This is a genomic window from Pseudomonas sp. P5_B2, assembly GCF_056400445.1.
On the sequence record NZ_JBFULH010000313.1, the window covers coordinates 1 to 4,859 of the forward strand.

The 4,859-nt window shown below is 58.3% G+C and carries 4 protein-coding genes and 1 pseudogene; all 5 read left to right on the forward strand.

Going from position 1 to position 4,859, the window contains the following annotated elements:
* On the forward strand, positions 1-621 hold a 621-nt coding region (locus AC1DRJ_RS19240), incomplete at its 5' end, for an ABC transporter permease (protein WP_477803545.1).
* A complete protein-coding gene (locus AC1DRJ_RS19245; protein ID WP_477803546.1) occupies positions 621-1,874 on the forward strand; it encodes an ABC transporter ATP-binding protein in 1,254 nt (417 codons plus the stop codon). The genes AC1DRJ_RS19240 and AC1DRJ_RS19245, both read left to right, overlap by 1 nt.
* Complete coding sequence (locus AC1DRJ_RS19250; RefSeq protein WP_477803547.1) at positions 1,871-3,238, forward strand: glycosyltransferase family 4 protein; 1,368 nt, start codon at positions 1,871-1,873, stop codon at positions 3,236-3,238. The genes AC1DRJ_RS19245 and AC1DRJ_RS19250 overlap by 4 nt, the downstream gene beginning before the upstream one ends.
* Positions 3,222-4,352 carry a glycosyltransferase family 4 protein gene (locus AC1DRJ_RS19255; RefSeq protein ID WP_477803548.1) on the forward strand — a complete coding sequence of 377 codons (1,131 nt, stop codon included), beginning with the start codon at positions 3,222-3,224 and terminating at the stop codon, positions 4,350-4,352. Before AC1DRJ_RS19250 ends, AC1DRJ_RS19255 begins: the two co-directional genes overlap by 17 nt.
* A pseudogene (locus tag AC1DRJ_RS19260) lies at positions 4,353-4,859 on the forward strand (glycosyltransferase); the annotation flags it as partial. It lies immediately after the preceding gene.

Consider the following 4,859-nt stretch of genomic DNA (forward strand, 5'->3'; position numbering starts at 1 on the left):
CGGTTGCCGGGTGTGGATGACAGCATGGCCTACAGCGTTTACCTGTGTGCGGGCCTGCTCGCCTGGGGATTGTTTTCGGAAATCACACTGCGCAGCCAGAACATGTTTCTGGAAAACGCCAACTTACTGAAGAAAATCAGCTTCCCGCGGATCTGCCTGCCGATCATTGTGCTGATCAACGCGAGTATCAATTTCGCGATCATCATCGGCCTGTTCCTGGGCTTTCTGCTGATCACCGGGCGTTGGCCGGGCACTGCGCTGCTGGCGCTGATCCCRCTGATGGCATTGCAAATGATGTTCTGCGCCGGACTGGGGATGGTACTCGGCGTGCTGAATGTGTTCTTTCGCGATGTCGGACAACTCTTCGGCATCTGCCTGCAATTCTGGTTCTGGATGACGCCCATTGTGTACCCGATGAGCATCCTGCCGGACTGGGCTCAGCGCCTGCTGCAACTCAACCCCCTGACCAATCTGATCGGCAGCTATCAGAACATGTTTTTGTACGGGCAATGGCCGATCTGGAGTTCGCTGCTGCCGACTTTCATCATCGGTCTGGTGTTCTGTCTGATCGGACTGCGGCTGTTTCGTCAGCGGGTCGGCGAAATGGTGGATGAACTCTGATGGGGCATATTCGTGTCACCGGCCTGGGCAAGGCCTACAAGCAATACCCGACTCGCTGGAGCCGACTGGCCGAGTGGCTGATCCCGTTTTCTCCACTGCGCCATCACCAGCATTGGGTGCTGAAAGACGTCGAATTCGAGATTGCTCCAGGGAAAGCAGTCGGTATCGTCGGGGTTAACGGTGCTGGCAAAAGCACCTTGTTGAAGATGATTACCGGCACCACCCAGCCAACGTGCGGCAAGATTGAACTCGAAGGTCGAGTGGCGGCCCTGCTGGAACTTGGTATGGGGTTTCACCCGGACTTTACCGGTCGTCAGAATGCCATCATGGCCGGGCAACTGCTGGGTATGCAGGTCGATGAGATTGAAGCATTGATGCCCGAGATCGAGCATTTCGCGGAAATCGGTGACGCCATCGACCACCCCGTACGCACCTATTCCAGCGGCATGCAGATGCGCCTGGCCTTCAGCGTGGCCACGGCGCGGCGCCCGGACATCCTGATCGTCGACGAAGCGCTTTCAGTGGGCGATGCCTACTTTCAACACAAAAGTTTCGACCGCATCCGCAGCTTTCGCAAAGCTGGCACCACCCTGCTGATCGTGTCCCATGATCGCTCCGCCATTCAGTCAATCTGCGACTCGGCGATCCTCCTTGAAAACGGACGTATGGCCATGCACGGCACACCCGAAGCCGTCATGGACTACTACAACGCCCTGCTCGCCGAGCGTGAAGGCCAGACAGTGCGCCAGGAAGCGCTCTCTGGTGGGCAAGTCAGCACAATTTCAGGAACCGGTGAATCCGGGATTTTGAGGGTACGCTTGCTGGACGAACACGAACGGCCCATCGATGCGGCGGAAGTCGGTCAGCCAGTCGTGCTTGAGGTGGACGTCGAAATCCGTCAGGACATTGAACGGCTGGTGTTGGGGTTCATGATCAAAGATCGTCTGGGCCAAGCCATGTACGGCATCAATACCCATCGTCAAGACAAGGCTCTGACCGACCTGCAGGCCGGCGAACGCGTGACCTACCGCTTTGCTTTTGTCATGGGCCTKGGCAAGGGCAACTATTCCGTGGCTCTGAGCCTGTCTCGGCTGGATTCGCACCTGGACCGCAATTTCGAATGGCGCGATTACGGGCTGGTGTTCCATGTGATTAATAACCGGCAGGAAGACTTTGTCGGTTGCTCGTGGCTGGGGGCGAAAACCTCCATCATTCGGGCGAACACGTCGATCACCTCGGAGAACACACCATGACGCGCCTACTGGTGGAATGCACCCACGTGTTTCAACACCCCAAGGTCAATTCGGGCATTCAGCGGGTGGTGCGCAACGTCATCAATCAGCTGCCGGCAAGTGTGGACGGGGTTGAGTGCATCCCGGTGGTGATGCTCAAGGGCAAACTTTATCGTGTGTTGAAACTGGGATCGTTGAACATTCCGTTTTTCGAGGGCCTGATGACCTTCGGCGGGCGACTGGAACGGCTGGCCCATCGTTTCCATCAACTACATGACCGTCTCGATAAAAGCTGTACATCAACCTTGGCGAGGCGCGCACTGTACGTGGCTTACCGCCTGACCGCACTGGCTTGCTTCAGTGTGCCGCTACGCCTGATCGACCAGGTCAATCGGTATCAACTGCCTAAACGTTGTTCACCGTTGCAGCACCAACCGGGGGATCAATTGGTGCTGCTGGACTCTTCCTGGCATACCGACTTTTTCCCGTTTGCCGAAAGGCTCAAACGTGAAGGCGTGGGCATCGTGGCAGTCATTTACGACCTGATTCCCCTGACTCACCCACAGTTCTACGACACCCGACTGGTGCAGGTTTTCAGCGAATGGTTCGACTGGATCACGAAAACCGCCGATGGCTACGTGGCGATTTCTGCCACGGTGCGCGATCAGGTCCGTGAGGAGTTGCAGCGCCGCCTGGGTCCTGCAAAGGCCAATGAATTGTGGTTCGATTATTTCCACCTCGGTTCCGAGCTCGACCTGAGCGAAGCCACCTCCGCTGTGGAACCACGTCTGGCACGACTGTTTCAGACATCGGAACCGGTGTTTTTGATGGTCAGTACCATCGAACCGCGCAAGAACCACGATTACCTGCTGGACGCCTTTGAACTCGCCTGGGCGGCGGGCTCCAACGCCCGGCTGTGCATTGCCGGTCGAATCGGCTGGAAGTGCGACGCACTGCTCGTCCGGGTCCGCAATCACCCGCAACTGAACCAACGTCTGTTCATGTTCAACGAGCTGAGCGACACCAGCCTCGAACATGCCTACAACCACTCCAGCTCACTGGTCTTTCCGTCTTTTGTCGAAGGCTTCGGCCTGCCGCTGGTGGAAGCCATGCAGCGCGGACTCCCGGCCATGGGCAGCGATATTCCGATCTTTCGCGAAATCGGCGGCGAATTCATGGCGTATTTCGATCTGGCCGAGCCACAAAGCCTGGCCGATCTGGTCGTCCTTTTCGAGCGCAGTGGTCAATTCCCCGCCACCCGCAACGTGGCGGACTGGCACTGGATCGGCTGGCGTGAAGCCAGTGCGCAATTAGCCGAGCGCACCCTGCGCAATCTTGGAGTAGCGCCGGTCATGCTAGAGAGGCAAGATGCGAATTGCCCTTAACGCCCGGATCCTCCAGGCGCCGCGTACCGGTATCGGCAACTACGTCGCCGAACTGGCGAACGCGCTTGCGAGTGAGCCCGATATTGAACTGGCGTTGTTTCATGGTTGGGGTTGGAGCTCAGTACTGCCTGAAGCAGCCATGCCCGGTTACTCCCGGCTGACGCCACTGCTGCGGCAGATTCCGGGGGCCTATCAGGCCCGGCGCTGGCTGGAGCAGAAACGCTTCGATCAAGGTCGCGCGCAAACCATCGACCTCTACCACGAACCGAGCTTGTGGCCGCTGTCGTTCGACGGCCCGACGATCATCACCTTGCATGACCTGACTCACCTGCACTACCCCGAAACACAACCACCCTCGCGCTTGCGAGAAATCGAACGGCGGCTGGCCAACGGCGTGCAACAGGCGAGCCTGATTATCTGCGACTCGCAGTACATTGCTGACGAAGCTCAGGCCCATTTCGGGCTACCGGCAGAACGGTTTGTCGTCGCTCCATTGGGCGTAGCCGCGCGTTTCCACCCACGGACTCCTGAAGCCATCGATGCCGTACTCAAGGCCCATGGCGTCGAGGCACGAGAATACTTCCTCTGCGTCGGCACCCTGGAACCACGCAAGAATTTGACCTTGGCCCTGCGCGCCCACGCCCGATTGCCTGAATCAGTCCGTCAGCGTTTTCCACTGCTGATCGTCGGCATGGCCGGCTGGCAGCGCGAGCAGTTCAGCGAAGAACTGCATCAGGCCCTGGCCTGCGGTCACGTCTGTTTGCTGGGGTATCTGCCTGACGAGCAGGTTGCGCAATTGTTGGCCGGCGCTCGGGCGTTGATTTTTCCGTCGCTCTACGAAGGCTTTGGCCTGCCAGTGCTGCAGGCCATGGCCAGCGGCACGCCAGTCATTCTGACTCGACGTTCGGCCATGCCCGAAGTGGCAGGCGCTGCGGGCAACTATATTGAATCGGACGATCCCGACGGTTTGCGCGATGCAATGAGCCGTCTGATCGACGATCAAGCATATTGGCAAGTATGCACGGATGCCGGATTGCAACAGGCACGGCTTTTTACCTGGGAGCGTTGCGCGAAGGTTACGGCCCGCGCCTACCACCAGGCTATGGGAGATTGAATGCGAGTTCTTCATTTTTTCAAGACGTACCTGCCTGATTCGGTCGGCGGGATCGAACAAGTGATTTTCCAGTTGTGCGAAAACGGCGCCTAGCACGGCGTTGAAGGCAAGGTGCTGACACTCAGTGCCGACCCTACACCGCCGGTGGTGCAGCTTGGACAGCATGAAGTCCATCGGGCCCGACTCGACATTCAGTTCGCCTCCACAGGGTTTTCCTGGAGCGTCTTCAAACAGTTTCGCGAGTTGGCGGCCGAAGCCGACGTGGTCAATTATCACTTTCCATGGCCGTTCATGGACCTGGTGCATTTCCCCAGCAGCATGAATAAGCCGAGCGTAGTGACCTACCACTCGGACATCATTCGCCAGAAACACCTGCTCAAACTCTACCGGCCGCTGATGAACCGCTTTCTGGCCAGCGCCGACCGGATCGTCGCCGCGTCGCCCAACTACTTGCACACCAGCGATGTGCTGCAGCAGTTTCAGGACAAGACCCGCGTGATTCCCTAT

Excerpts from the sequence above, each read along its gene's own strand:
- AC1DRJ_RS19250 (WP_477803547.1), top strand. The coding sequence starts at position 1,871 with ATGACGCGCCTACTGGTGGAATGCACCCACGTGTTTCAACACCCCAAG.
- AC1DRJ_RS19255 (WP_477803548.1), top strand. The coding sequence starts at position 3,222 with ATGCGAATTGCCCTTAACGCCCGGATCCTCCAGGCGCCGCGTACCGGT.